Source organism: Bradyrhizobium sp. cf659 (assembly GCF_900113725.1).
In the GTDB taxonomy this organism is placed as follows: Bacteria; Pseudomonadota; Alphaproteobacteria; order Rhizobiales; family Xanthobacteraceae; genus Bradyrhizobium.
Genome location: NZ_FOQJ01000002.1, coordinates 627,936 through 652,051 on the forward strand (window position 1 = coordinate 627,936; position 24,116 = coordinate 652,051).

General features: G+C 65.4%; 27 protein-coding genes. 18 read left to right on the forward strand and 9 right to left on the reverse strand.

Translation table 11 applies throughout. The features are described from left to right. From BM118_RS12085 to BM118_RS41300, 4 genes are all read left to right on the forward strand, one after another. The gene (locus BM118_RS12085) at positions 1-1,251 is read left to right on the forward strand and encodes a DUF1501 domain-containing protein (protein WP_092185465.1); all 1,251 of its coding nucleotides are present in this window, start codon (positions 1-3) and stop codon (positions 1,249-1,251) included. A gap of 28 nt (positions 1,252-1,279) precedes the next feature. Next, on the forward strand, positions 1,280-1,444 hold the full coding sequence (locus tag BM118_RS41295; RefSeq protein ID WP_177234223.1) for a hypothetical protein: 165 nt from the start codon (positions 1,280-1,282) through the stop codon (positions 1,442-1,444). 154 nt (positions 1,445-1,598) lie between these two features. After that, a complete protein-coding gene (locus tag BM118_RS12090) occupies positions 1,599-2,123 on the forward strand; it encodes a septal ring lytic transglycosylase RlpA family protein (protein WP_092185467.1) in 525 nt (174 codons plus the stop codon). A gap of 103 nt (positions 2,124-2,226) precedes the next feature. Further along, a complete protein-coding gene (locus tag BM118_RS41300; protein WP_177234224.1) occupies positions 2,227-2,382 on the forward strand; it encodes a hypothetical protein in 156 nt (51 codons plus the stop codon). On the opposite strand, the gene BM118_RS41305 is transcribed toward BM118_RS41300, so the two are convergent. The 3 genes from BM118_RS41305 to BM118_RS12105 all read right to left on the reverse strand — a co-directional run bounded on the left by BM118_RS41305 (position 2,354) and on the right by BM118_RS12105 (position 5,906). After that, positions 2,354-2,695: a hypothetical protein gene (locus tag BM118_RS41305; protein ID WP_177234225.1), complete on the reverse strand. Its 342-nt coding sequence runs from the start codon at positions 2,693-2,695 to the stop codon at positions 2,354-2,356. The genes BM118_RS41300 and BM118_RS41305 overlap by 29 nt on opposite strands. 115 nt (positions 2,696-2,810) lie before the next feature. Further along, positions 2,811-3,083, reverse strand: a complete 273-nt coding sequence (locus BM118_RS12100; RefSeq protein ID WP_092185469.1) for a hypothetical protein — start codon at positions 3,081-3,083, stop codon at positions 2,811-2,813. A gap of 132 nt (positions 3,084-3,215) precedes the next feature. Then, positions 3,216-5,906, reverse strand: coding sequence for a flavin-containing monooxygenase (locus BM118_RS12105; RefSeq protein ID WP_092185471.1), 2,691 nt, complete (start codon positions 5,904-5,906; stop codon positions 3,216-3,218). A 188-nt stretch (positions 5,907-6,094) separates the two neighbouring features. Between BM118_RS12105 and BM118_RS12110 the strand changes: the two genes are divergently transcribed. Both BM118_RS12110 and BM118_RS12115 read left to right on the forward strand, forming a co-directional pair. Further along, positions 6,095-6,343 (forward strand): hypothetical protein, encoded by a 249-nt coding sequence (locus tag BM118_RS12110; protein WP_092185473.1) that lies wholly within the window; start codon positions 6,095-6,097, stop codon positions 6,341-6,343. A 150-nt stretch (positions 6,344-6,493) separates the two neighbouring features. After that, positions 6,494-7,975, forward strand: coding sequence for a carboxylesterase/lipase family protein (locus BM118_RS12115; protein ID WP_177234226.1), 1,482 nt, complete (start codon positions 6,494-6,496; stop codon positions 7,973-7,975). A gap of 7 nt (positions 7,976-7,982) precedes the next feature. Here the strand turns inward: BM118_RS12115 and BM118_RS12120 are convergent, their stop codons facing one another. Further along, positions 7,983-8,162, reverse strand: coding sequence for a hypothetical protein (locus BM118_RS12120; RefSeq protein WP_027547875.1), 180 nt, complete (start codon positions 8,160-8,162; stop codon positions 7,983-7,985). Between the two features lie 158 nt (positions 8,163-8,320). Here BM118_RS12120 and BM118_RS12125 point away from each other — a divergent pair, with 158 nt between their 5' ends. After that, positions 8,321-9,124 carry a DODA-type extradiol aromatic ring-opening family dioxygenase gene (locus BM118_RS12125; RefSeq protein WP_092185477.1) on the forward strand — a complete coding sequence of 268 codons (804 nt, stop codon included), beginning with the start codon at positions 8,321-8,323 and terminating at the stop codon, positions 9,122-9,124. Between the two features lie 48 nt (positions 9,125-9,172). Beyond that, positions 9,173-9,607, forward strand: a complete 435-nt coding sequence (locus BM118_RS41310; RefSeq protein ID WP_177234227.1) for a hypothetical protein — start codon at positions 9,173-9,175, stop codon at positions 9,605-9,607. Positions 9,608-9,706: 99 nt separating this feature from the next. On the opposite strand, the gene BM118_RS12135 is transcribed toward BM118_RS41310, so the two are convergent. Continuing rightward, the gene (locus tag BM118_RS12135; RefSeq protein WP_092185479.1) at positions 9,707-9,979 is read right to left on the reverse strand and encodes a DUF6894 family protein; all 273 of its coding nucleotides are present in this window, start codon (positions 9,977-9,979) and stop codon (positions 9,707-9,709) included. Between the two features lie 288 nt (positions 9,980-10,267). Between BM118_RS12135 and BM118_RS12140 the strand changes: the two genes are divergently transcribed. After that, a complete protein-coding gene (locus tag BM118_RS12140) occupies positions 10,268-10,975 on the forward strand; it encodes a Crp/Fnr family transcriptional regulator (protein WP_092185481.1) in 708 nt (235 codons plus the stop codon). Between the two features lie 25 nt (positions 10,976-11,000). On the opposite strand, the gene BM118_RS12145 is transcribed toward BM118_RS12140, so the two are convergent. Genes BM118_RS12145 through glgC form a run of 3 tightly spaced genes read right to left on the reverse strand, consistent with a single transcriptional unit; the run spans position 11,001 to position 14,023 of the window. After that, entirely contained in the window at positions 11,001-11,261 is a 261-nt protein-coding gene (locus BM118_RS12145; RefSeq protein WP_092185483.1) for a SemiSWEET transporter, read from the reverse strand. Between the two features lie 45 nt (positions 11,262-11,306). Then, positions 11,307-12,764: a glycogen synthase GlgA gene (glgA, locus tag BM118_RS12150; RefSeq protein ID WP_092185485.1), complete on the reverse strand. Its 1,458-nt coding sequence runs from the start codon at positions 12,762-12,764 to the stop codon at positions 11,307-11,309. Further along, positions 12,761-14,023 (reverse strand): glucose-1-phosphate adenylyltransferase, encoded by a 1,263-nt coding sequence (glgC, locus tag BM118_RS12155; RefSeq protein WP_092185487.1) that lies wholly within the window; start codon positions 14,021-14,023, stop codon positions 12,761-12,763. Before glgC ends, glgA begins: the two co-directional genes overlap by 4 nt. A gap of 333 nt (positions 14,024-14,356) precedes the next feature. Between glgC and BM118_RS12160 the strand changes: the two genes are divergently transcribed. Next, positions 14,357-14,782 (forward strand): hypothetical protein, encoded by a 426-nt coding sequence (locus BM118_RS12160; RefSeq protein ID WP_092185489.1) that lies wholly within the window; start codon positions 14,357-14,359, stop codon positions 14,780-14,782. Between the two features lie 116 nt (positions 14,783-14,898). Here BM118_RS12160 and BM118_RS12165 read toward each other — a convergent pair whose 3' ends face one another. Beyond that, complete coding sequence (locus BM118_RS12165; RefSeq protein WP_092185491.1) at positions 14,899-15,879, reverse strand: ABC transporter substrate-binding protein; 981 nt, start codon at positions 15,877-15,879, stop codon at positions 14,899-14,901. Positions 15,880-16,371: 492 nt separating this feature from the next. Here BM118_RS12165 and BM118_RS12170 point away from each other — a divergent pair, with 492 nt between their 5' ends. The 8 genes from BM118_RS12170 (at position 16,372) to BM118_RS12205 (ending at position 24,096) form a co-directional block, all read left to right on the forward strand. Continuing rightward, positions 16,372-17,472 carry an ABC transporter substrate-binding protein gene (locus tag BM118_RS12170; RefSeq protein WP_092185493.1) on the forward strand — a complete coding sequence of 367 codons (1,101 nt, stop codon included), beginning with the start codon at positions 16,372-16,374 and terminating at the stop codon, positions 17,470-17,472. Next, positions 17,450-18,472: an ABC transporter permease gene (locus BM118_RS12175; RefSeq protein WP_092185495.1), complete on the forward strand. Its 1,023-nt coding sequence runs from the start codon at positions 17,450-17,452 to the stop codon at positions 18,470-18,472. Before BM118_RS12170 ends, BM118_RS12175 begins: the two co-directional genes overlap by 23 nt. Continuing rightward, entirely contained in the window at positions 18,466-19,266 is an 801-nt protein-coding gene (locus tag BM118_RS12180) for an ABC transporter ATP-binding protein (protein WP_092185497.1), read from the forward strand. Before BM118_RS12175 ends, BM118_RS12180 begins: the two co-directional genes overlap by 7 nt. Then, positions 19,260-20,432 carry an acyl-CoA dehydrogenase family protein gene (locus BM118_RS12185; protein ID WP_092185499.1) on the forward strand — a complete coding sequence of 391 codons (1,173 nt, stop codon included), beginning with the start codon at positions 19,260-19,262 and terminating at the stop codon, positions 20,430-20,432. The genes BM118_RS12180 and BM118_RS12185 overlap by 7 nt, the downstream gene beginning before the upstream one ends. Before the next feature lie 29 nt (positions 20,433-20,461). After that, entirely contained in the window at positions 20,462-21,562 is a 1,101-nt protein-coding gene (locus tag BM118_RS12190; protein WP_092185501.1) for an LLM class flavin-dependent oxidoreductase, read from the forward strand. Continuing rightward, positions 21,559-22,497, forward strand: a complete 939-nt coding sequence (locus BM118_RS12195) for an ABC transporter substrate-binding protein (protein ID WP_092185503.1) — start codon at positions 21,559-21,561, stop codon at positions 22,495-22,497. Before BM118_RS12190 ends, BM118_RS12195 begins: the two co-directional genes overlap by 4 nt. Positions 22,498-22,849: 352 nt before the next feature. Next, complete coding sequence (locus tag BM118_RS12200; RefSeq protein ID WP_092185505.1) at positions 22,850-23,695, forward strand: CmcJ/NvfI family oxidoreductase; 846 nt, start codon at positions 22,850-22,852, stop codon at positions 23,693-23,695. A 104-nt stretch (positions 23,696-23,799) separates the two neighbouring features. Then, positions 23,800-24,096: a septal ring lytic transglycosylase RlpA family protein gene (locus BM118_RS12205; RefSeq protein ID WP_092185507.1), complete on the forward strand. Its 297-nt coding sequence runs from the start codon at positions 23,800-23,802 to the stop codon at positions 24,094-24,096. The last annotated feature ends 20 nt before the right edge of the window (positions 24,097-24,116 follow it).

The window sequence follows — 24,116 nt, forward strand, 5'->3', positions numbered from 1 at the left end:
ATGGGCTCTGACAATCATTTGCCCACGCGGCGCGAACTTCTGATCGGCTCCGGAAGCCTGTTCGCCTGGAGTCAGATGCCGCGGATCGCGCGCGCCGAAGGGCGCGATCCACGCCTGCTCGTCATCGTCCTGCGCGGCGCACTCGACGGTCTCGGTGCGGTCGCGCCGGTCGGCGATCCCGACTGGATCTCCTTGCGCGGCGATCGCGCGCTGGCGCTGGATGGCAAGCCGCCGGCGCTGCCGCTCGATGCCTTCTTCGCGCTCAATCCGGCGATGCCGAACCTGCACAGGCTCTACAAGAGCGGCAAGGCCTCGATCGTCCACGCCGCGGCCACGCCCTATCGCGAGCGTTCGCATTTCGACGGCCAGGACGTGCTCGAGAGCGGGTTCACCAGACCCGGCGCGACCGCATCGGGATGGCTCAACCGCGCGCTGGTCGCACTGGAATCCGGCGGGCGCGTCGATCCGCGCGGCAGTCGCGCGCTCGGCATCGGCTCGGTGACGCCGCTGGTGGTGCGCGGCTCCGCGCCGGTCATGACATGGGTGCCGCAGAAACTCTTGCCGGCAAGCCAGGACACGCAGAATCGCCTGCTCGATCTCTACCAGCACACCGACCCGAAGCTTGCGAGCGTGCTTCAGGCGCGCATGAAGCTCGCCTCGCTCGACGGCGCGATGGGGACCGGCGATCCGATGTCGGACGATCCGACGCTGGCGCCTCCCGGCATCGCACGCGTGCGCGCCTATTTCGCTGAAGCGGCCGGCACCGCCGCGCGCTATCTTGCAAAGCCCGACGGCCCGCGCGTCGGCGCCATGGGCTTCGTCGGATGGGACACGCACATCGCCGAAGGCGCGGCCTCGGGCCAGCTCTACAATCTGCTCGGCGCGCTCGACGGTGCGTTTGCTGCCATCGAGACCAACATGGGCGAGGCCTGGGGCGACACAGTGGTCGCCGTCGTCACCGAGTTCGGGCGCACCGCGCGCATCAATGGCACGCAAGGCACCGACCACGGCACGGGCACGGTCGCCTTCCTCATCGGTGGCGGGCTTGCCGGTGGCCGCGTGATCGCGGACTGGCCGGGCCTGAAGCCGGCGCAACTGTTCGAGGACCGCGATCTCAAGCCGACCACCGACTTGCGCGCCGTGCTGAAGGGTCTGCTCAGGGATCATCTGCGCGTGGAGGAAAAGGTGCTCGCCGAGACGGTCTTCCCCGGCAGCGCCGACGTCAAACCGATGCCAGGCCTCGTCGGCTGACGGCGCCTCTCGAAACCGGATCGGGTTCATGGGCACACTGACACAACGCGAGCTCGACTTTCTCGCCAGCCTGAAAACCGGCTGGCGAAGGCTCTATCGGCGCGAGCTGGCGCGGCTGCTGAAGGGGGACGCCGAGGCGAGCGATGCTCAACCGGAGGCGCGCCCGATCGCCTGGCGCATTGTATCAGGCTGATATTTCGCTGATTTGTCCCGATTCAGGACACGTCAGTGTGGTGGAATCGTCACAGCCGGGTGCGAAAAAACCCCGGCCTCAGGCCCGCTTTTGTTCCGACAAGGTTCTGCCCTCATTGCCCACCGAAACTTGAGGCCGTTCGGAGGGGCGTATCATGTCTCGCTTTGCACGTGCCGAAGGTGCCCGGATTTCCCCCGCAACCTCGTGCCGGTTGCTGCTCGCCATCATTGGTGCCGCCTCGCTCGCGGCCTGCGCGCAATCTCCGGTCGGCCGCCAGAAGGCCGATCTCGCCGGCACCAGCCGGCAGGCCACGGCCGAGCGGCCGCACAGAGTGGCGTCGCTGCATCCACGGCCGACCAGCCGGGCGCGTCCGTCCGATGGTGCGGGGAGCAGCACGCGGACGGGCTCGCATGGCGTTGCCAGTTTCTATTCGGATACGGAGACTGCGAGCGGCGAGAGGTTCGACAAGAACGAGCTGACCGCGGCCCATCCCAGCCTCCCGTTCGGCACGAAGCTGCGCGTCACCGATGTTTCCTCCGGCCGCTTCGTGACCGTCAGGGTCAACGATCGCGGGCCTTACGTTCGCGGGCGCGTGGTCGATATCTCGCCTTCCGCGGCCGAGGCGCTCGGCATGGTGGACAAGGGCCTCGCCAATGTCAGGCTCGACGTCGTGCGGTAAGGAGCGATTCGTCGCTGCACGCCGCCGCCGCTTAACCGCCTGTTAGCCGCCTCTCACGCACCATACATGCCCAACAATTCGGGGCTTTTGGGGAGGCGGACGCTTGAATACGATCCAGTATCTCGAAGATCAGGCCGCGCGCGCCGAGCGGCTCGCCAAACGGATCACGGATACACTGACGATCGAAAAGCTCCTGGCCTTCGCCGACGAACGCCGCCGCGAGATCGAGGTCATCGCCGGCAGGTATCGGCGCGCTTGATCCCCCGCGAGGTGTTGCTCTCGACGAAATCGCTGAGATAGTCGGGAAGCGTGATGCGGTCGATGTCACAGCGCGCCCGGATTTCGGCGGCGATCTCCGGCGAGATATCCTTCACCCAGTGCTCGAGCGTGTTGAACGAGATCACCTTGATCGGATCGTTGAAGCAGCCGGCGACGAGCTCGCCGATCGTGGCTTCGAGATCGTTTCGCTCTATGCGGATTTCAGTCATCTCGTCGCGGCGGTCGATCACCACGAACAGGGTCTGGTCTGCGCCATAGGGCACGACCGGAGATGGTACGCCAGCTCTAACCATCTTGGACACTCACGCCTTGGCTTCCGATCTCCGATAACGGGAAAAACCGGAAGAAGGTTCCTATGGGTGTGGATGAAGCCTGTCGTGCACGTGCAGCTCTGGCGTCCGCACGCAATCAGAGAAATTCTCTCAAGCGCGAGAGCTCGATGACGTGTTCGGGCGAGAGGATCTCCGTGACCAGCGGCGGCTGCGGCGCCGTGCGGATCTCATAGAGATGCCTGGTCGCCGCCGGCTTTTCCATGAACGCCGAGATGCATTCGTCGAGCGTGCCCTCGCTCACCTGGTAGGACTCGCGGTCCGGCCGGCGCTGGTTGGCAAGTGACGGCCATTTATACAGCGCCGCAAGTGCACCGAAATCGACCTTTGAATCCGCAACCACGTCCCCCATCGCCCGGCCTCACGCAAAAAGAACCCCAACACGCAGATCTGCGCGCCGGGGCCTACATCCTATCGCTGCATCTCAATGCCACAAGCACTCAACGCGGCGGTCGGGAAAAGGTTCCCGGCTGCCTCATTGTTGTTAACTGGCGGCCGCCGCGATCCTGTGCCCCGGGCTGGTGTGACCGTGGCTGTGCTCGTCGCCGAGGCTGACCTCCGGCGGAAGCCCGGCAAAGCGCCGCAGGGCTTCGGCCATCTGCACGCGGCCCGGCGCGCCGGTGATCACCACGTCCACCATCGCGAAGGACGAGTGGAAATGGCCGCGCGCCTTGAGCTGCTCGACCGGGACGCCGGCGGCGGCCATCGCTTCGGCATAGGCGATGCCCTCGTCACGCAGCGGATCGAATTCGCAGGTGACGACGAAGGCGGGCGGCAGGCCCGCGACCTTGCCGCGGAGCGGCGAGACGCGCGGGTCAATACGGTCGGCCGGCGAGCAGTAGAGGTCCCAGAACCAGTCCATCAGCGAGCGCGTCAGGAAGTAGCCGGTCGCATTGTCGTTGTAGGAGGGACGATCGAAGTCGCAGTCGGTGACCGGGCACACCAGGAGCTGGCCTGCGATGTCAGGTCCGCCGCGGTCGCGCGCAAGCTGGCAGGTGACGGCGGCGATGTTGCCGCCGGCGCTCCAGCCCGCGACCAGCACCGGGCCCGGCTTGCCGCCGAGCTCGGCGGCGTGCTCGGCGATCCAGCGCGTCGCCGCATAGCCGTCCTCGGCCGCGGTCGGGAAGCGATGCTCCGGCGCATGGCGATAGCCGACGCTGACGAACATCATCCCGGTCCGGCGCACCATGTCGCGGCAGAACGGGTCGTCCGACTGCTCGTCGCCGAGCACCCAGCCGCCGCCGTGGAAATAGACCACGACCGGATGCGGCCCCGGCGTTGCCGGCTTGTAGACACGATAGGGAAGCGGGCCGTCGGTGCCCGGCAGCGTGCCGTCGACGATGTCGCCGATCGGCCGTCCCGCCGGGCGGCCCTTGTTGAACTCGTTGACGAAGGCGCGGGCGCCGAGCGCACCCATCGACTCGATCGGTGGCAGGTTCAGCGTTGCCAGCAGGTTCAGCACCAGCCGCACATCCGGTTGCAGCCGCACCACCTCGCCGTCATTGCACTGCGCGGCGACATTGGGGCCGGTGAGCCTGAAGCCGAGCATGCCGCGGCTGACGACCTCATCGCAGATGCTGCGATAGGGACCGACACCGCCGGTATAGGGCATCAGGCCCTGCACCTTGCCGGGCACGTTCGCGCCCGTGTACCAGGTGTTGGCGAGCCGGTGCAGCGTCAGCGTGGAGCAGTCGGCCATGTGCCGGCCCCAGCCGGCCTGCGCCGCCTCGGTCGGCTCGATCGTGGTGAAGCCGGCATCGCGCAGCGCTTTGAGCCGGTCGACGACCCAGTCGACATGCTGCTCGATCGACACCGCCATGTTCGACAGCACCGACGGGCTGCCGGGACCGGTGATCATGAAGAAGTTCGGGAAGCCCTCGACCGTGAGCCCGAGATAGGTCTGTGGCCCCTGTGCCCAGACATCCGATAGCGACTTGCCGCCGCGCCCGGTGATCGGATGCACGGCGCGGATCGCGCCGGTCATGGCGTCGAAGCCGGTCGCGAACACGATGACGTCGACGTCGACGCTGCGCCTGGCCGTGGTGATGCCGCTTGCGGTGATCGCCTTGATCGGCTCCTCGCGCAGATTGACCAGCGTGACGTTCGGCCGGTTGTAGGTCGCGTAATAGTTGGTGTCGAGGCAGGGGCGTTTCGCACCGAAGGGATGGTCGTGCGGCATCAGTGCCGCCGCCGTCTCGGGATCCTTCACGACGGCGCCGATCTTCTCGCGGATGAGATCGCAGATCAGCTTGTTGCCGTCGACATCGACCGCCTGGTCGGCCCAGAGCTGCGTCAGGATATAGACGAGATCGCCCTTGCCCCACGCCTCCTCGAACCGCGCACGGCGCTCGGCGTCGCTGAGTTGCCAGCTCACGGCCGTCTGCTGCGGATAGGGCACGCCGGCCATCGACTGGCGCGCCTGCTCGCGATAGGCCGCGCGGTCGCCTTGCAGCAGGCTCATGCGGTCCGTGGGCGCGGGGCCGTTGTGCGCCGGCAGCGCGAAATTCGGCGTGCGCTGGAACACGGTCAGATGCGCGGCCTGTTCGGCGATCAGCGGGATCGACTGGATGCCCGACGAGCCCGTGCCGATCACGGCGACGCGCTTTCCCGCGAGATTGACGCCGTCATGCGGCCAGCGGCCGGTGAAATAGACTTCGCCCTTGAAATCCTTGACGCCGTCGATTTCCGGCGGCTTGGGCGCGGAGAGGCAGCCCGTCGCCATGATGTAATGGCGGCAGGAGACCGGCGCGCCATTGTCGGTGGTGAGCTGCCAGCGCTCGGTCGCTTCGTCCCATTTGGCTTCGGTGACCTTGGTCCTGAAGCGGATGTCGCGGCGCAGGTCGTAGCGGTCGGTGACGAAGCCGAGATAGCGCAGGATCTCGGGCTGGGTCGCGTATTTCTCCGACCAGGTCCACGCCGTCTCGAGTTCCGGATCGAAAGTGTAGCTGTAGTCGATGGTCTGGATGTCGCAGCGCGCGCCGGGGTAGCGGTTCCAGTACCAGGTGCCGCCGACATCGCCGGCCTCTTCGAGGGCGACGGTCGTGAGGCCGGCCTTGCGCAGGCGATGGAGAAGATAAAGACCGGCAAATCCGGCGCCGACCACGGCAACGTCGACCTGCTGGGGTGTTCCACGCGCCGCGTCAGACGCACGCGCAGCAACCATTGCGTCAGGCATGCATTCCTCCCGTACTTTTGTTTTGCCGGCAGGCTATCGCCACAGGCCGGGCTTGTCATCAGAACAAGTGCAATCTTCGGTAGCTGTTTGCGGCGCCATCGTGGCCGCGCGAAGGTTGCCTCAATGCACGCGCCGCGATGCACAATCGCCGTGATTTACCGGGCTAATCAGGCACGATCCGCCTGTGTATGCTTGCGATTACAAGCCACGCGTACCGACCGGGCGTCATGACAGAGTTGAGTGAGCGGACGAAAGCGAACATGGACGTCGTCCTGGAGCAGACGTGCCGCCAATTGCCGCACGGCGGCGATCACGACAGCCGCAGATTCATCGCCGAGCGCCTGATCGAGGCGGCGCAAGCGGGACACTCCACCCTTGGTGAGCTTGGCATCGTCGCGCGGCGCGCACTGGCGGAGCTGATCGGCAAGGGCGGTTAGCAGCTGTTGCGATGAAGTTGGGCTCTGGCTACGGCGAAGGTGCGCTGCCTCGCCCCGCTCTTGCAGGGAGACGCAAGGCCGGAGCTTGCTTCTCCGTCAGCCGTAGACGTAACCTTCCGGGGAGCTTTTCCGCGCATTGAGATCCCCAAGATGCGGTCCCTGCTTGCGCTCACAGTGGTTTCCGGATTCCTTTGCCTCGCCGGTTCGGCCATGGCCCAGCAGGTCGGACAGTTTCCATTCGCGCTGACGCGCGAAGGCCAGATGCTCGGTGGCGTCGAAGGCGAGGTGGCCTTCTTCAAGGGGCTCGCCTATGCAGCGCCGCCGGTCGGCCCGCTGCGCTGGCGCCAGCCGGAGGCAACGGCCGAGAGCTTTGAGATGCGCACCGCCTATGAGTACGGCGCGCCCTGCCTCCAGCCGTCGCTGCCGAAGGCGAGCGAAGATTGCCTCACGCTCAACGTGTTCCGTCCCTTCGGCGTCGATGGCCCGCTGCCGGTGATGGTGTTCATTCACGGCGGCGCCTTCGTCGGCGGCACTGCGAACGATCCGATGTTCGACGGCGCGAAACTCGCGCAGGCCGGCCTGATCGTGGTGACCGTGAATTTCCGCCTCGGCGCGCTCGGCTGGCTCACGCATCCGGCGCTGTCGGAAGGCGGCTCCGGAAACTACGGACTGATGGACCAGATCGCGGCGCTGCATTGGGTCCACGACAACATCGCGGCGTTCGGCGGCGATCCCGGGAACGTCACCCTGTTCGGCAGTGGCGCGGGCGCGACGTCGATTGCGCTGTTGATGTTGTGCGAGGCGTCGCGTGATCTGTTTCAGAAAGCCATCCTGCAATCGGTGCCCGGCCGGGCGCGCCTGCGCTCGCGGCAGGAGGCGGAGGCCTGGGGCCTGCAATTCGTCGCGACGCTCGGCCCGGACGGCAAGGAGATCAACGCGCGCGCGATCGAGGCCATACGGCTGCTTGCCGCCGAAAAGAGGCTGCTCGCGAAATTCCAGCACGGCTTTGCGCCAACGATCGATGGACGCCTTGTGACGGAAGATATCGCCGCAGGTTTTGCGGCCGGACATGAAGGGCGCATTCCCCTGCTCATCGGCTCCAACGATGACGAGACGGATTTCGACAGCGAACCTGACATCGCGGAGGCGCTTGCATCGTCCGGCACCACCAGCGATGACCTGCCCAAGCTCTATCCCGACCTCGCCGGAGCTTCGGACCTTGCGGCAAGGTTTTATACCGACAAGGTCTTCTCCGAGCCGGTGCGACTGCTGGCTCGTCTGCACGCCGCAAGCGGCGCGCTGGCCTTCCGCTATCGCTTCGCCTACGTGCCGGAGGCCCGGCGCATCAATCCGGAGGGCGGTCACGGGCGGGAATTGCAGTTCATCTTCGGCGTGGAAGGCGTGCCCGGTGCCGGCATCTTCTCACGGCGCGATCGCGAGGTCGCAAGCCGCATGCGCAGCTACTGGATCAACTTCGCCAGGAGCGGCGATCCCAACGGTCCCGACCTGCCGCGCTGGGACGCAGCGGCAGGCGGTGATCGCCTGCTGCTGATCACGAATGATCGCATCGCGAGCGGAGACGATCCGTTCGCGGAGCGTCTCGACCGGCTCGCGAGTGAGAGCAGAAAATGAGTTGGACTTAGGCCGCGAGCTCGACGCGCGGCGCCGGGCTCAGCCGGTCTTCCTCCAGATAGTCCATCGCGCCGTCCTTCTCGACGGCATAGAACTGCTGGCCTTCCCGCGACTTGAAGGCGGCGCGAACGACGCCGCGGCGGCCCTTGTCACTGTTGACGACGTCCCCCAGCGCAAACTTCCTCATCTCACGTCCTCGTCTTCTGGCCGACTGCTTCGGCCATGGCGGGGATTTTGAAAGGCAAATCGTTAACGGCTTGCTAACCATAGGGGTTTGCCTATGCTCGCCGCCGATCGTGCGGGCAGTTCGCACGCGCATGTTGTCAATAAGACGAGCTTTCGCCCATGACGCGATTTCCGACCCTGTTCCTGTCCCATGGCGGCGGCCCCTGGCCGTTCATGGAGGACCGGCGCGTGCAATATGCCAGGACCGCCGAGGAGTTCGGGCGGCTGCCGCAGCTTCTCCCCGAAAGACCAAAGGCCGTGCTCGTCATCACCGGACATTGGGAGGCCGAAGCCTTCACCGTGTCGACCTCGGCGCATCCGCCGATGGTGTACGACTATTACGGTTTCCCCGAGCATACCTATCACCTCAAATATCCGGCGCCGGGCAAGCCCGAGCTCGCAGCCAGGGTGAAGGCGCTGCTCGCGCACGCCGGCCTCGATTGCCGCGAAGATGCCAATCAGGGTTTTGATCACGGCACCTTCGTGCCGCTCGGCCTGATGTATCCGAACGCCGACATGCCGATCGTGCTCTTGTCGCTGAAATCGACCTACGATGCGGCCGAGCACATCAAGGTCGGGCAGGCGATCGCCTCGCTGCGGGACGAAGGCATTCTGATCGTCGGCAGCGGGCTCACCTATCACAACATGCGCGGCTTCAACCGGCCGGAGTCCAAGCCGGTCTCCTACGATTTCGAGGCCTATCTGAACGAGGCGATCAGCGCGCCGGATGCGGCGCGCCGCAACGCGATGCTGGTCGATTGGGAGAACGCGCCGAGCGCGCGCCTGGCCCATCCGCGCGAGGACCATCTGCTGCCGCTGATGGTCGCGGCCGGCGCTGCCGGCAGCGACGTCGGCCACCGCGTCTTCGTCGACGAGGTCGCAAACGTCGCGATGGCGTCGTACATGTTCGGCGGCCAGCCTTGAATCGCCCGTCAGCAAGCCGTCACGGTTCACGCTGACGACGGCCTGCTCATGCCGCATGAGGAGCGCCAGCAGCTTGTGATTGTGAAGTGCGGCCGTCTTCAGCGCATCGATATTGCAGACGACGATGTTTCCGCCCAGTTGAACGATGCCGCGACTGAGAGACATCCGCCCATCCAGGGCCGCGGCTGCACCAACGACGCCATCGACACCGACCATCGCAGTTTCGATCATCTCGCCGGTCGAAAGCGTCACGACGAGCGAGACCACTGCGCCGGCGGAAAAGTAGACGGAGCGAATTTCCTGGTCGGCTTCGAACAGCAGGGAGTGCTGCTCGAAGGCGACGGTCTTCAAATGTGGCTCGAGGATTTCGAGATCGGCTTCGGAAAGCTGCCTCAGCAAGAGGTTCTTCATTCTTCGCTCCTGGGGACAGGCGGGAGCGCAAAGAACTGTCAGCTATCGGTGCCTCATGCGGATATCCGATAATGGAACAACAGTAAGAGCAGTACCGCACATAGCGAGTCTTTTTTCACTATGTCAGGTTTTGACATAAGGATCGTCGGAAAATTCCGCTGCCGTAAGACGTCAGTAAGGCTCGCCCGCATCTGCAGCGAGACAAGCGGCCGATGCGACGGCCTCACATGTCTCGGCGAGCAGCCGAATGCGATACAAGGGCTCTCGTCTGGAGCCCAGAAGCTCGATCCGCCATTCGCCGTTTTCCTTGAGCCCGCAGCCTCGGGCCAGATCCCCGAAAACTTTCGTCGTTTCCGCCCACGCCGATTCCACGTCCGCGATCTCGGCCAGATGTTCGACCATGCCGCCGTCGCAATTGGTAATCCGGAAGTAGTGGTTGGGCATGATGCGCTCCGAGCGGCAGCGAGGGATATCGCTTAGTCCAACCGGGCCCGCCGAATTATGTCCGGTAACGCACACACAACCTTGGGCGCGGGTAAGGGCGAAAGCAAGTGAAATCGACGGAAGGTTGCAGACTGCCTCCTGAGATAGTTGAGTAGCGGTGAACCATCGGCAGAAAAACGGTTCGTGCGCACGCCACAGTGCTTATGCGCGCTTTTCTGTCTGTTTTCGCTCGATTCGTTGTCGCGCTATGGTTGTGTCTATTATTTTGTGATTTTTCCGAAGAATTAGATGGCGTCGGCGGATCCATTCCAGAACGCTTTTCTCAAGTCGCTCAGTCCGGCCGACTTCGCGGCCATTCGCCCGCACCTCAAGGCCGTCGAGCTTCTGGCGGGGGCTTCGGTGATCGAGCTTGGCCAAACCGTTGCGTGGGCTCATTTTCCGCTCACAGCCGTCGTGTCTCTCGTTGTCGAACTTGAAGCGGGAGAACGGATCGAAGTGGCGTTGGTCGGCCCCGACAGCATTTTGGCTGCTTTTGGCGTATTGGGAGAGCCCGTCGCACTGGTTCACGCGGTCGTATTGGTGCCGGGTGTGGCTTTGCAGGTCGAAGCTGCCCGCCTTCGCGCGCTCGCACAGCAGAGTGTCGAGTTCCGGGATGGTCTGACGCGTCACAGTCAGGCCCTGTTCGTTCAGGCCCAACAATCCGTGGGCTGCAACGCATCTCACACCGTCGAGGCGAGATTGGCGCGATGGCTCTTGCGTGTTCGGGATCTATCCGGCAGCGACCGCTTCAAGCTCACGCAGGAATTGATGGCCGAGATGATCGGGGTTCGCCGGAACAGCGTCTCGTTCGTCGCCCATGCTCTTCAGGAAGCGAACGTCATTCGATTCAGCCGCGGTCACATCGAGATCGTCAACGTCGCCGAGCTCAGCAAGGCCACCTGCGAATGCTACCGTGCGGTGAAGCTGCAATACAAGCGGCTTCGTCTTCCCGACTGAAGAACGATCCGCGGAGCGAGCAAGCTCACCCGTATCTCAGCTTCATCACCAGAATGCCGCCGGCGAGCACCATGGTGACGGCGTTCGAGGCGATCAGAGGGGCGTCGCCGCTGAGCAGGCCGTAGATCAGCCAGAGCGCCAGGCCCAGCACCATGACCAGGAACATGCCGAGCGAGATGTCGCGCGCCGAGCGGGTCTTCCAGACCTTGATGAACTGCGGCGCGTAGGCGACGGTGGTGCAGGAGGCGGCAGCAAAGCCGATCAGCTTGATCAAGAACGGGTCCATGCCGATCCTATAACATGGATTCGGCGCGCCCTCAGCCGGTACGCGCTAGGCGCGGCGTGATTTGATCAGGCTCCGATACAGCGCGGCATAGTCGCCGGCGCGGTTGCGCCAGGAGACGTCGGTCGCAAGGCCGCTCAGTTGCAGCCGCCGCCAGGTCAGCTTGTCGTGGAAGGCCGTGTTGGCCTTGCGCAGCGTGCCGGCGAGGGCATCCGCCGTCACCGGGCCGAACTTGAAGCCGGTGGCATCGCGGCCGGACGCGTCGGCCTCGCCGATGTCGACGATGGTATCCTCGAGACCGCCGACGCGGGAGACGATCGGCACGGCGCCATAGCGCAGCGCGCAGAGCTGGGTCAGGCCACACGGCTCGAACCGCGACGGCACGATGAGCGCGTCCGAGCCCGCCTGGATCAGATGAGCGAGGATCTCGTCGTAGCCGATCACGACCCCGATCCGGCCGGGATTGGCGCGTGCCGCCGCCTGATAGCGCTCCTGAAGATCGCGGTCGCCGCTGCCGAGCAGTGCGAGCTGCATGCCTTCGCGCAAGATGGTCGGAATGGCCTCGAGCAGGAGATCGAGCCCCTTCTGCCAGGACAGCCGGCTGATGACGCCGAGCAGGGGGGCTTCGTCCGAGGAATCGAGATTGAATTGTTGCTGAAGCACCGCCTTGTTCGCAGCCCGAAATGCGAGGTCTTCCGCACTGAAGCGATAGGCGATGTGCGAATCGGTCTGCGGATTCCACACCGCGGTGTCGATGCCGTTGAGGATTCCGCTCAATGCGCCCGCGCGCGCGCGCAAGAGGCCGCCGAGCCCCATGCCGCCCTCGTCGCTCTGGATCTCCCGCGCATAGGTCGGCGATACCGTCGTGATGCGATCGGCGAATTGCAGGCCGGCCTTCAGGAAGCTGATGCCGCCGAAATATTCGAGGCCGTTGACGTCGAAGGAGCTCCACGGCAGGCCGATCGCACCGATCAGCTCGGGAGCGAACTTGCCCTGATAGGCCATGTTGTGGATCGTCATCACGGTGCCGGGCCGCGGACGATTGTCGTAGTGCAGATAGGCCGGCGCGAGCCCGGCCTGCCAGTCATGGGCGTGCACGATGTCGGGCACGAAGGCCGGCACGAGGCCGTGGCCGATGTCGGCCGCCACGCGCGACAGCGCCGCAAAGCGCACGCCATTGTCCGGCCAGTCGACGCCTTCGGCCGTGACATAAGGGTTGCCCGGCCGCGCATAGAGGTGCGGCACGTCGAGCACGAACAGGTCGAGCCCGTCATGCGCGCCGGCGAGCAGCCGGCCCGGCCCGCCGAAATAGTCCGGCCAGCGCCGGATCTCCTCTGCGCCGGAAACCAGCCGCATCACGTCGGGATAGCCCGGCATCAGGGTGCGCATCTCGACGCCGTGCGCCTTCAGCGCAATCGGCAGCGCACCGGCGACATCCGCGAGGCCGCCGGTCTTGACGATGGGATAGACTTCAGAGGCGACCGCGAGGACGCGAGCAGGCGTCATGTATTGAGCCTGTCGATCATCGGCTGGGTGATGAGGGAAATGCCCTGCTCGGTGGTGCGGAAGCGCTTTGCATCGAGTTCGGGATCCTCGCCGATGACGAGCCCCTCGGGGATCTCGACGCCGCGGTCGATCACGACGTTCTTCAGCCGCGCACCGCGCCCGACATTCACATAGGGCATGATCACGGCGTTCTCGACATTGGCATAGGAGTTGATGCGCACGCCGGTGAACAGCAGCGAACGGCGCAGCGAGGCGCCGGAGATGATGCAGCCGCCCGAGACCAGCGAGCTGACGGCCTGGCCGCGCCGGCTCTCCTCGTCATGGACGAACTTGGCGGGCGGCGTGATCTCCGAGTAGGACCAGATCGGCCAGGCCCGGTCGAACAGGTCGAGCTCCGGCACCACGTCGGTGAGGTCGATGTTGGCCGCCCAATAGGCGTCGACCGTGCCGACGTCGCGCCAATAGGAGCGGGGATCGCTGCCGGAACGGACACAGGAGCTGGAAAACTGGTGCGCGATCGCGCGGCCGTTCTTGACGATGTAGGGAATGATGTCCTTGCCGAAATCGTGGTTGGACTTCGGATCCTCGGCGTCGCGCTTGAGCTGATCGAACAGGAATTTCGCGTCGAACACGTAGATGCCCATGCTGGCGAGCGAGACGTCCGGCTTGCCCGGCATCGGCGGCGGATCTTTCGGCTTTTCCAGGAACTCCTGGATCCAGCCGTTCTCGTCGATATGCATGATGCCGAAGCCCGAGGATTCCGCGCGCGGCATTTCGAGGCAGCCGACGGTGACGTCGGCGCTGCTGTCGACGTGCTGGCGCAGCATCACCTCGTAGTCCATCTTGTAGATGTGGTCGCCGGCGAGCACGACGATGAAGCGGGCGTTGTGCGACTCGATGATGTCGATGTTCTGGTAGATCGCGTCGGCCGTGCCGACATACCACATGTTCTCGGAGACACGCTGGCTCGCGGGCAGGATGTCAAAGCTCTCGTTGCGCTCGGGGCGGAAGAAGTTCCAGCCCATCTGAAGATGCCGGATCAGGCTGTGCGCCTTGTACTGGGTGGCGACCGCGATGCGGCGGATGCCCGAGTTCACTGCGTTCGACAGCGCGAAATCGATGATGCGGGACTTGCCCCCGAAATAGACCGCGGGCTTGGCACGCCGGTCGGTCAGCTCCAGAAGCCGGCTGCCGCGTCCGCCAGCCAGGACGAACGCCAGCGCCTGACGGGCGAGCGGCTCATTTCCGACGGCACTCATGTCATCCTCCCACTCTTCTCTGGCGCAAGTCGGAGCCCTCGCGAGATGCCTCTCGGCCGCGCACCATTGGAACCGATAGTAACGGTACGAATAGTAAATCGGGAAGGTGGTTGTTGGTTGCGAACGCGCGGGAAGCTTAATGCTTTGCCGCGGTGATCGGCCGTCGGCGTCGTCGTGCCGCGTGCCGCCTCCCGGTGACCCGCTGATCACATTTGAGGCATGCTCGGGCTCTTGTGCGCCGCACGCAAAATCGAGGCTTTGACTTGGCGCGGGGATGCCCGATCATGGTGAGTGTTCCTTTTCCAAACGAAACGTCAGACAGGGAGCAAGACGATGAGGATCTGGACAACGGCAATTGCCTGTTCGCTGGCGGGCGTGGTCATCGCCAGCCAAATCGGGCAGGTGGCGGCAGCCCCGCTGCCGACCAACGTCGCGGCCATGAAGGCCGCGGCCGGCGACGATGTCACGCAGGTGCACTGGCGTGGCGGCGGCTGGGGATGGGGTCTCGGCGGTCTCGCGGCCGGTGCGATCATCGGCGGCGCCATCGCCAGCAGCGCGCCTTACGGCTATGGCTATTATGGCGGACCCTACTATGGCGGCTATGGATATCCGGGCTACGGCTATGGCTATGCGCCGGCCTATTACGGCTACGGGCCGGCCTATGCATATCCCCGCTACTACGGCTACCGTCGGTACTATCGGCCCTATTACGGTTACTACCGGCCGTATCCCCGCCCGTACTACCGCGCCTATTGGTGATGGTTAGAGCGAGAGCCACACGATCAGGCTCATGCAGGCGAAATGCGCGAGCACGATCGCGGCGAGATGCAGCGGGCCGGCCTTGAGGCGAAGCCTGCGCATCCCGCCGGCTCCGCCTAATTCGATCCCGCGGTCGCGGCGGTGAAGCTGCGGTCGACGGCCTGGTTGACGTCGAGCTTCTTCGGCAGGATGCCGTAGCGCGTCGAGCGGTCCGAAGCTGCCTGGATCTCCTTCACCATGTTCTCGTCGATCACGATCGGGCTGGTGCGCTGCGCGGTGTAGGCCGACAGCAGCACGTCCTCCGGCAGCCTGGTCAGCTCGGCCGTGCTCTTGGCGTATTCGGCAACATGATCCAGTGACCACAGCCGTGCCTTGTTCAACCGCTGCACCAGGTCCTGCACGGCCGCGCGCTTGGTGGCGATGGCATTGTCGGAGGCGACGATGAAGGTGATGGTCGGCGTCAGGCCTTCGCCGTCGGCGATCACGCGGGCCTTGTCCTTCAGCGTCGCGAAGGAAACATAGGGCTCCCACACCGCCCAGGCGTCGATCGAGCCGGCGACCAGCGCGACCTTGGCATCCACGGGGCCGAGCGGCGCGAAGGTCGCGTCCTCCAGCTTGATCTGCGCCTTCTCCAACGTCGCGTCGATCAAGAACTGGCCCCAGCCGCCGCGCGTGCCGGCGAGGCGCTTGCCCCTGAGGTCGGCGGCCGACTTGATCGGCGAATCCTGCCGCACCAGGATCGCCTGCGTCTTCGCATCCGAACGCGTGCCGCCGATCGCCTTGATCGGCGCGCCCGCCGCATAGACCGACAGGAAGGACAGGTCGCCGGTGTAGCCGACGTCGAGCGCGCCGGCGTTGAGCGCTTCCAGAATCGGCGCTGCGGCCGGGAATTCCGACCATTCGATCTTGTAGGGCAGGTCCTTCGCGTAGCCGGAGATCTCCAGCAGCGAGCGATTGCCACCCTTCTGGTCGCCGACGCGCAGCACGACGGTGTCGGCCGCGAGTGATGCGGCCGCGGTCGACAAGGTGATGGCGGCGGCCAGCAGCGAGGCCGCGATTCGGCGCGTGATCGAATGATCGTGGGAGTTGATGCTCATGTGATCTGTCTTGCTTGATCTGTCTTGTTGGTTTGCTCACGGCGCGTGAGCGAACGATGCAGCGGGACGATCAAGTCTATGAGCGCGCGATGCGCAGTCAATGAAATGGCCGTCCGTATTGCGCCTGCGCCAGGCAAGGACGTTTCAGCGAGGCGTTGTTTTCGAGAACGTGCGGCGTGCGCGGCCGATGCTGCGCAACAATGAAGCAGGGGAGGGAGTCGCAAGGGCTCTCTGCCAACCGATGCATCGGCGGAAATCGTTTCATCGTTCCTGCACGCGCCGGTGGAGAGAATGACTTTGCTTCGCGCCACATTCGAAATTCCATTTCATTGACGATGCGGCAGGCGCGCCGCATGATTTGCGCATCGCATCAACGCGGCGCCGGAAGCGCCGACGGAAAAACTTTCTCTCAACGCAGCTCCGCACGGAACATGCGCAACGGCATTCGTTGCGCAAACGGCGGAGACGTGCCAGCGCAGGAGCCAGGGGCCGATGAACAACGAGAACAAGCGCGCCGGATCGGGGCTCGACCGGCGCCATCTGCTCCAGGCGGGGTTGGCTGCGGCTTTCGCGGCGCCGCTCGGTGCGCTCGGCGCACAGGCCTTCGCGCCACAGGCGATCGCGCCCGGTGTCGACCTCTCGGAGTTTCCGTTGTGCCGGACGGCGGCAGATAGCCCCGCACTCACCGGCGCGCCGCGCAAGCTGAAACTGTCGTGGAACGCCGGCGCGGTGTGTCTCGCGCCGGTGCCGGTCGCCATCGAGCACGGCTTCTTCCAGAAGCACAATCTCGACGTCGAGCTCGTCAACTATTCCGGCTCGACCGACCAACTGCTTGAGGCGATCGCGACCGGCAAGAGCGATGCCGGCCTCGGCATGGCGCTGCGCTGGCTGAAGCCGCTGGAGCAGGGCTTTGACGTCAAGATCGCCGCCGGCACCCATGGCGGCTGCATGCGCGTCCTGACCCGAACCGATTCCGGCATTGCCAGGCTCGCCGATCTCAAGGGCAAGATCGTCGCAGTCGGTGACCTCGCCGGGCCCGACAAGAACTTCTTCTCGATCCAGCTCGCCCGGCTCGGCATTGATCCGGTCAAGGACGTCGACTGGCGCGCCTATCCCGGCAACCTTCTCAACGTCGCGGTCGAGAAGGGCGAGGTGCAGGCCTTCCTGTCGTCCGATCCGCTTGGCTATCTGTGGCTCAAGGACACCCAGTACAAGGAGGTTGCCTCCAATCTCGACGGCGAATATCGCGACAAGAGCTGCTGCATCCTCGGCCTGCGCGGCAGCCTGGTGCGCGAGGAGCCGCAGGTCGCGCGCGCCATCACGCAGGCGCTGCTCGATGCCGCGATGTTCACCTCGCAAAATCCGTCCGTCACGGCGAAGTCGTTCCAGCCCTACGCGCCGAAGACGGCGACGCTCGCCGACATCGAGGGCATGGTGCGCTACCACACCCACCATCATCATCCCGTCGGCGAGGTGTTGAAGCGCGAGCTCAAGGCCTATGCCGACGACTTGAAGAGCGTGCAGGTCTTCAAGCAGAGCACCGATACTGCCAAATTCGCGGAGCGCATCTATGTCGACGTATTCGCTGTCTGACGGCCTCGCCTCCGGCGCGCCGCGCCTGTCGCGCGCGCCGCTGCTTGCGGGCTGGGTCCGGGAATCCGGCGTCGGCGTTCTCGCCAGCGTCGCCTGGATCGTTTTCGGCCTGTCCTGCCTGTGGTGGGACGATGTCGGCGACTGGTCGCGCACGCATTCGCTCGGCATTGCCGCCCTCGTCATCGCGGCCGTCGCGCTGTTCGGCACGGTCGGTGCCGATTATCTCGGCTCGGCCGGCAAGGCGTTGCACCAGCGCGCGCCCTGGCTCGTCGCGCTCGGTGCTTTCCTGACCTTGTGGGAAGTTGCCACCGCAAAATTCGCCTGGTTGCCGCTGCCGTTCTTTCCGCCGCCGCAGTCGATCATCGAAGTCTACACCGACGACCTGCCCAAGCTGCTCGACAGCGTGTTCGCCTCGGTCAAGCTCCAGCTCGGCGGCTATCTGATCGGCGCCACGATCGGCTTCCTGACCGGCGTCTCGATCGGCTGGTCGCGCGCGGTTGGCTATTGGGTGCATCCGGTGCTGCGCTTCATCGGCCCGCTGCCGGCGACCGCCTGGCTGCCGATTGCCTTCTTCACCTTCCCGTCGAGCTGGAGTGCTTCGACCTTCCTGATCGCGCTGGCGACCGGCTTCCCCGTCACCGTGCTGACCTGGTCGGGCGTTGCGAGCGTCAGCAACGCCTATTACGACGTCGCGCGCACGCTGGGCGCAAAGCCGTCCTTCCTGGTGCTGAAGGTCGCGATCCCCGCCGCGCTCCCGCACGTCTTCGTCGGCCTGTTCATGGGGCTCGGCTCGTCCTTCGCCGTGCTGGTCGTTGCCGAGATGATCGGCGTCAAGGCCGGGCTCGGCTGGTACCTGCAATGGGCGCAGGGCTGGGCCGCCTATGCCAACATGTACGCAGCGCTGATCGTGATGTCGCTGCTCTGCTCCGGCGCGATCACGCTGCTGTTCGCGATCCGCGACCGCCTGCTGGTCTGGCAGAAGGGGACCGTGAAATGGTAGCCGCCGCCGCACTGGCCGAAGTCGCCACTCATCCCGCCGCCGGCGCCGCGCTCGACATCGAGCAGGTCAGCCACGCCTTCGACATCGACGGTGCCGAGCTGCCGGTGCTCAGCGACGTCAGCATCTCGGTCGAGCCCGGCGAGTTCGTCGCGCTGCTCGGCCCGTCCGGCTGCGGCAAGTCGACCTTGCTGCGGCTCGTCGCAGGTCTCGACAAGCCCAAGGCAGGAAGGCTGCGGGAGGACGAGTCCCGCATCAGAAGTCCGCATCCTTCGCGCGTCGTCGTGTTTCAGGATCCGACCCTGTTTCCCTGGCGGTCGGTCTGGGACAACGTCGCCCTGGGCCTCGAGGCCCAGGGCATCCTCAAGAGCCAGCGGCAGCGCGTGGATGACGCGCTCGATCTCGTTGGGCTGTCGTCCTTCCGCAAGGCCTATCCGCACCAGCTCTCTGGCGGCATGGCGCAGCGTGTCGCCTTGGCGCGTGCGCTGGTCAACGATCCCAAGATCCTGATCCTCGATGAACCGCTCGGCAAGCTCGACTCGCTCACCCGCATCACCATGCAGGCCGAGCTCGTCTCGCTCTGGCAGCGCAAGGGGTTCACCACGCTGCTGGTGACTCACGATGCCGAGGAAGCCCTGGTGCTCGCCAACCGCGTCATCGTCTTCAGCGATCGCCCCGCGCGCGTGAAAGCCGACATCCGCGTCGACCGGCCCTATCCGCGTCATCGCGGCGATCCGTATCTGGCCGACCTGCGCCGCCAGATCCTCGGCCTTCTGGGATTGGATGCCACATGGTGACCTCCATAGCCAAAGGCCGTGCGGCCCATAGTGAGCCCGACTACATTGCACGCGCCGAGGCGCTCTCCGAAGCCTTTGCCGCGCGCGCGGCCGAGCACGACCGTGCCGGCAGCTTTCCGTTCGAGAATTTTCGCGAGCTCTCCGAGGCCGGCCTGCTGTCGCTGACGGTTCCTGCAGCTCATGGCGGGGCCGGCGCCGGCGCACGCTACGCCGCGCGCGTCATCGGCATCGTCGGCAAGGCCGATCCGTCGACCGCGCTGGTGTTGTCGATGCACTACATCAATCATCTCGTCATGGCGCGCAGCCCGACCTGGCCGGCGCGGCTGTCGCGCAAGCTTGCGCGCGAGACCGTCGAAGGCCTCGCGCTCGTCAATGCGCTGCGGGTCGAGCCCGAACTCGGCTCGCCTGCGCGCGGCGGCCTGCCGGCGACGATCGCGCGGCGCACCGAGACGGGCTGGCGGCTCTCCGGCCACAAGATCTATTCGACGGGTTCGCCGATCCTGAAATGGTACCTGGTCTGGGCCCGCACCGACGAGGCGGAGCCGCGGGTCGGGCAGTTCCTGGTGCCGGCAGGCCTGCCGGGCACCCGCATCGTCGAGACCTGGGACCATCACGGCCTGCGTGCCAGCGGCAGTCACGACGTCATTTTCGACGACGTCGTGATCCCGCTCGATGCCGAGGTCGATGTTCGCAAGCCGGCGGACTGGCGTGCGCCCGACGTCACGCAGGCGACCGTGCACACCGTCTTCGTCGCAGCGATCTATGACGGTGTCGCGCGCGCGGCGCGCGACTGGCTGATCGCGTTCCTGAAGCAGCGCGCCCCGGCCAGCCTCGGCGCGCCGCTCGCGACGTTGCCCCGCGCGCAGGAAATCCTCGGTGCCATCGAGGCCCGGCTCGCGGTCAATGCGCGGCTGATCTCGTCCTTCGCCGCTGATTTCGACGACGGCATAGCGCTGTCCGCCGCTGAGTCCAACGTCATCAAGCTGACCGTGACCAACAATGCCGTTGCCGCGGTCGAGGATGCGCTGTCGCTGACCGGCAATCGCGGCCTTTCCCGCGCCAATCCGCTGGAGCGGCACTATCGCGACGTCCTGTGCGGGCGCGTGCACACGCCGCAGGACGATTCCACGCGCCTCGGCCTCGGCCGTGCCGCATTGGGACTTTAGGTTTCCGCCAAACAATCAGGGAGACGATCATGTCGGTCGAGTTCATCGGCTTTATCGCTAACAGCAACGCTTCCGAGACCATCGTGCGACAGGGTCCGGTGCTCGATCCGGCCTATATCGAGACAGTGGCGAAGGCGCATGAGCTTGCCGGTTTCGATCGTGCGCTGCTGGCGTTCCATTCGACCACGCCGGATGCGTTGCAGGTCGCCCAGCATGTCCTGACCATCACCAAATCGCTCAAGGTCATGATCGCGCAGCGTCCAGGCTTCACCGCCCCGACGCTGCTGGCGCGCCAGCTCGCGACGCTTGACCAATTTTATGGTGGCCGCGTCTCGCTGCACGTCATCACCGGTGGCAATGCGACCGAGCTCAGGCAGGACGGCAACACGCTCGACGACAAGGACGAGCGTTACGCCCGCACCAGCGAATTCCTCGATGTGGTGCGGCTGGAATGGACCAGCGAGAAGCCGTTCAACTACAGCGGCAAGTACTACAAAGTCGAGAACGGCTTTTCGCAGGTGAAGCCGCTGCAGAAGGGTGGCATCTACACCTTCGTCGGCGGCGGCTCGGACGCCGCGATCGAAGTTGCCGGCAAGCATGCCGACACTTTTGCGCTGTGGGGTGAGTCCTATGCGCAGGTGCGCGACGTCACCTCCCGCGTTCACAACGCCGCCGTCAGGCAGGGGCGGCCGACGCCGCGCTTCAGCCTTTCGGTGCGGCCGATCATTGCGCCCACCGAAGAGCAGGCCTGGGAAAAGGCGGAGGAGATTCTGGCGCGCGCCACCGCGCTCCAGGACAAGACCGGCTACCGCAAGCCCGCTGACGGCCACGCCACGGCCGGCGCGCGGCGCCTGCTCGCGCTCGCCGACCAGGGCAGCCGGATCGACAAGCGGCTCTGGACCGAGATCGCAAAGCTCACCGGCGCCAACAGCAACACCACCGCACTGGTCGGCACCCCCGAGCAGGTCGCCGAGGTCTTCGGCGATTATTACGACCTCGGCGTCAGCCACTTCCTGATCCGCGGCTTCGATCCGCTTCCCGATGCCATCGAATACGGCCGTGAGCTGATCCCGCTGACGCGCCAACTCGTCGCCAAGCGCCAGGCCGTTCGCGGCGTGGCGGCGGAATGATCCGCCTCATGCTGGCCGGTGCGCTGCTGTTCGGTTCGCTTGAACTGGCGGTAGCGCAGACCACGCTTCGCGTCGGCGACCAGAAGGGCAATGCGCAGGCCGTGATGGAAGCGGCAGGCGTTCTCAAGGACGTCCCCTACAAGATCGAGTGGAAGGAGTTTCCGGCCGCCGCACCGCTGCTGGAGGCGCTCAGCGCCGGTGCGATCGAGACCGGGCTGGTTGGCGATGCGCCCTTCACCTTTGCCGCCGCCTCCGGTGCGCCGGTGAAGGCGATCGCCGCGATCCGGCAGACCCGCGAGGGGCTCGCCATCCTCGTGCCCGAGAACTCGCCGATCAAAAGTTTCGCCGACCTGCGCGGCAAGAAGATCGCGACCGGCCGCGGCTCGATCGGCCATCAGTTGATCCTCGCCGCGCTCGAGAAGAACGGCTGGGCTGCGTCCGACGTGCAGATCGCGTTCCTGGCGCCATCGGATGCCAAGATCGCCTACACGCAGGGCTCGGTCGATGCGTGGTCGACCTGGGAGCCTTACGTGAGCCAGGAGGAGGTGCTGTTCAAGTCGCGTCGCATCATCACCTCGGAAGGCCTGACGCCGGGCCTGAGCTTCCAGGTGGCGCGGCCCGACGCCATCCGCGACAAGCGCGCCGAGTTGACCGACTTCATCCGCCGCCTGACCGCCGCGCGGGCCTGGTCGCTGAACAATGTGAATGGCTATGCCGAGACCTGGGGCAGGCTGATGAACATCCCGACCGCCGTGCCGCTCAACTGGCTGTCGCGCGCAAAGATCCGCATCGCGCCAATCGATGACGGCGTGGTCGCGGACGAGCAGGGCACCATCGACCTCTATTTTCGCTGGGGCCTGATCAAGCAGAAGCTCGATGCGTCCGAGATCGTCGATCGCTCCTTTGCGGACGCGATCGCCAAGGCGGGGCTGTAGGCAGGGCTCGTGTCCCGGACGCGCTGCAGCGTGAAACGCTGCGCCGGCGTCATTCCGGGACGCGACGAAGTCGCGAGCCCGGAATCCATTGATCTACAAAGACTGCGGCCCGATGGATTCCGGGCTCGCCCTGCGGGCGCCCCAGAATGACGGCGGTGGGCTGCGAGGGCTGACGAACCCCTCAAGCATCCGTGAAGCGAGAAGAACGTAGTCAGAGCGACCGCCGTTCTCGACAGATTCGTTCTGCGTTCCCTCCGCTCAACAACAGCTGCATTGCTATTTGCACCACCTCCCTTGCAGCCGCACGCACCCCGTCAAAAATCAAACAGACGACCACATCGGGAGACCGGCCATGGGCCTGCAAGAAACAAGAATCGAATCGGTTCCCTTCGTCACTGCCGAACTCAACTACCTCGCGCCGACACCGGGCAAGCCGCGCACCTACGCCTTCGATCCGCCGCCGGGCGAACCGAAAAGCACGTCGCTGCCGGAGCCGCATCAGGTGCCGATCTTCGACGCGCGACTGATCGCGGACAATATCTCGCTCGATCGCGAAGGCTTTGCGCTGGTGCGCCATCCGACCCAGGTGAAGGACTTCTACAACGACGCGGAGGTGAGGGCGGTCTACTATCCCGCCGCCGAGGCCTTCTTGCGGGCGACGTTGAAGGCCGATCGCGTTTTCATCTTCGACCATACCGTGCGCAAGCGCGTCGAAGGCGCGGCGGATATTCGCGATGGTGGTCCGCGCCAGCCGGCGACGCGCGTCCATGTCGACCAGACCGCCGTCTCCGGCGCCAACCGCGTGCGCGAGCATCTGCCTGACGAGGCCGACGAGCTGCTGAAGGGGCGTGTGCAGGTGATCAATCTGTGGCGGCCGATCCGCGGTCCCTTGCGCGACTCGCCGCTCGCAATGGCCGACGGCACCACGGTCGCGCCGGAGGATCTCGTCGCCTCCGACCTGATCTATCCCAACCGCCGCGGCGAGACCTATTCGGTGAAATACAATCCGAACCATCGCTGGTTCTATTTCCCGGAGATGACGCCGGACGAGGCGTTGCTGCTCAAGTGCTACGACTCGGCGACCGACGGCCGCACCCGCTTCGGGCCCCACACTGCCTTCGTCGATCCGACCACGCCCGCCGATGCGCCGCCGCGTGAGAGCATCGAGCTGCGCACGCTGGTGTTTCACAAACAGTAACAATGTGTGATCGCACTGCCGGGGTGACCCGGCAGTGTTCCCGGAACTTCGGGGAACAAGGCGACGTTTGCAGCGCGGGGCAGGGCCAACCGGGGAGCGGTGCCGTGCGAGCGCTGACCACTTTATTGTTTTGTCTTGCCACATTTTCTCTGGCGCATGCCGAAAGCGGACTTGCCTCATATTACGGGTACGGAAAAGGCAAAGGCACCGAGCTGACCTGCGCCCACCGGACGCGTCCGTTTGGCAGCGTGCTGAGGGTGTCCTACGGCAGCCGCTCGATCCAGTGTCGCGTCAATGATCGCGGCCCCTTCATCCGCGGCCGTATCGTCGATCTCTCCGTGCCCGCCGCTCGTGCGCTCGGCATGATGAGCGCCGGCGTGGTGCGCGTCTCGGTGGAATAGGCCTCTAACCGCGCTATAGT

Bases quoted from the DNA above. Each gene is read 5' to 3' on its own strand.
- BM118_RS12085 (WP_092185465.1), top strand. From the start codon at position 1: ATGGGCTCTGACAATCATTTGCCCACGCGGCGCGAACTTCTGATCGGC.
- BM118_RS41295 (WP_177234223.1), top strand. From the start codon at position 1,280: ATGGGCACACTGACACAACGCGAGCTCGACTTTCTCGCCAGCCTGAAA.
- BM118_RS12090 (WP_092185467.1), top strand. From the start codon at position 1,599: ATGTCTCGCTTTGCACGTGCCGAAGGTGCCCGGATTTCCCCCGCAACC.
- BM118_RS41305 (WP_177234225.1), bottom strand. From the start codon at position 2,695: ATGGTTAGAGCTGGCGTACCATCTCCGGTCGTGCCCTATGGCGCAGAC.
- BM118_RS12100 (WP_092185469.1), bottom strand. From the start codon at position 3,083: ATGGGGGACGTGGTTGCGGATTCAAAGGTCGATTTCGGTGCACTTGCG.
- BM118_RS12105 (WP_092185471.1), bottom strand. From the start codon at position 5,906: ATGCCTGACGCAATGGTTGCTGCGCGTGCGTCTGACGCGGCGCGTGGA.
- BM118_RS12110 (WP_092185473.1), top strand. From the start codon at position 6,095: ATGCTTGCGATTACAAGCCACGCGTACCGACCGGGCGTCATGACAGAG.
- BM118_RS12115 (WP_177234226.1), top strand. From the start codon at position 6,494: ATGCGGTCCCTGCTTGCGCTCACAGTGGTTTCCGGATTCCTTTGCCTC.
- BM118_RS12120 (WP_027547875.1), bottom strand. From the start codon at position 8,162: ATGAGGAAGTTTGCGCTGGGGGACGTCGTCAACAGTGACAAGGGCCGC.
- BM118_RS12125 (WP_092185477.1), top strand. From the start codon at position 8,321: ATGACGCGATTTCCGACCCTGTTCCTGTCCCATGGCGGCGGCCCCTGG.
- BM118_RS41310 (WP_177234227.1), top strand. From the start codon at position 9,173: ATGCCGCATGAGGAGCGCCAGCAGCTTGTGATTGTGAAGTGCGGCCGT.
- BM118_RS12135 (WP_092185479.1), bottom strand. From the start codon at position 9,979: ATGCCCAACCACTACTTCCGGATTACCAATTGCGACGGCGGCATGGTC.
- BM118_RS12140 (WP_092185481.1), top strand. From the start codon at position 10,268: ATGGCGTCGGCGGATCCATTCCAGAACGCTTTTCTCAAGTCGCTCAGT.
- BM118_RS12145 (WP_092185483.1), bottom strand. From the start codon at position 11,261: ATGGACCCGTTCTTGATCAAGCTGATCGGCTTTGCTGCCGCCTCCTGC.
- glgA (WP_092185485.1), bottom strand. From the start codon at position 12,764: ATGACGCCTGCTCGCGTCCTCGCGGTCGCCTCTGAAGTCTATCCCATC.
- glgC (WP_092185487.1), bottom strand. From the start codon at position 14,023: ATGAGTGCCGTCGGAAATGAGCCGCTCGCCCGTCAGGCGCTGGCGTTC.
- BM118_RS12160 (WP_092185489.1), top strand. From the start codon at position 14,357: ATGAGGATCTGGACAACGGCAATTGCCTGTTCGCTGGCGGGCGTGGTC.
- BM118_RS12165 (WP_092185491.1), bottom strand. From the start codon at position 15,879: ATGAGCATCAACTCCCACGATCATTCGATCACGCGCCGAATCGCGGCC.
- BM118_RS12170 (WP_092185493.1), top strand. From the start codon at position 16,372: ATGAACAACGAGAACAAGCGCGCCGGATCGGGGCTCGACCGGCGCCAT.
- BM118_RS12175 (WP_092185495.1), top strand. From the start codon at position 17,450: ATGTCGACGTATTCGCTGTCTGACGGCCTCGCCTCCGGCGCGCCGCGC.
- BM118_RS12180 (WP_092185497.1), top strand. From the start codon at position 18,466: ATGGTAGCCGCCGCCGCACTGGCCGAAGTCGCCACTCATCCCGCCGCC.
- BM118_RS12185 (WP_092185499.1), top strand. From the start codon at position 19,260: ATGGTGACCTCCATAGCCAAAGGCCGTGCGGCCCATAGTGAGCCCGAC.
- BM118_RS12190 (WP_092185501.1), top strand. From the start codon at position 20,462: ATGTCGGTCGAGTTCATCGGCTTTATCGCTAACAGCAACGCTTCCGAG.
- BM118_RS12195 (WP_092185503.1), top strand. From the start codon at position 21,559: ATGATCCGCCTCATGCTGGCCGGTGCGCTGCTGTTCGGTTCGCTTGAA.
- BM118_RS12200 (WP_092185505.1), top strand. From the start codon at position 22,850: ATGGGCCTGCAAGAAACAAGAATCGAATCGGTTCCCTTCGTCACTGCC.